Origin of the sequence: Campylobacter concisus (assembly GCF_002092855.1) — a bacterium.
Lineage (GTDB): Bacteria > Campylobacterota > Campylobacteria > Campylobacterales > Campylobacteraceae > Campylobacter_A > Campylobacter_A concisus_AI.
Genome location: NZ_LVLC01000006.1, coordinates 1 through 468, shown reverse-complemented (window position 1 = coordinate 468; position 468 = coordinate 1). Strand labels below are relative to the sequence as shown.

The 468-nt window shown below is 43.6% G+C and carries 1 protein-coding gene; it reads left to right on the top strand.

Features of this window, described 5'->3' with window-relative positions:
* The coding region (gene hypB, locus A3223_RS04270) for a hydrogenase nickel incorporation protein HypB (protein ID WP_084109289.1) at positions 1–409 on the top strand (409 nt) is incomplete at its 5' end.
* Positions 410–468: the final 59 nt, after the last annotated feature.

Below are 468 nucleotides of genomic sequence, written 5' to 3'. Positions count from 1 at the left end.
GGCTCATCAGATAAGCACAGGTCAGACCTGTCACTTGGACGCATTTATGGTGCATGAAGGGCTTCATCATTTGCCGCTAAACGAGCTTGATCTAGTCTTTATAGAAAATGTTGGAAATTTAGTCTGTCCTGCAAGCTATGATGTTGGCTCACACTTTAACGCTGTGCTTCTTTCAGTGCCAGAGGGCGATGATAAGGTGAGTAAGTACCCAGTGATGTTTAGGGCTGCTGACGTGCTTCTCATCACAAAAGCTTCGCTCGCACCACACTTTGACTTTGACATCGAGCGAGTGAAAAGTGACGCTAGAAAGCTAAATCCAAAGGTCGACATCTTTGTGATAGTTAGCAAAACTGTTGAGGGCATTGATAAGTGGATAAGTTATTTGGAATTTAAAAAAGAGCTAAGATAACGTGCCTCTCGATCGCTTCAAAAGTGGTAGAAATTGACGAAACCAACGTCGCTACGGTA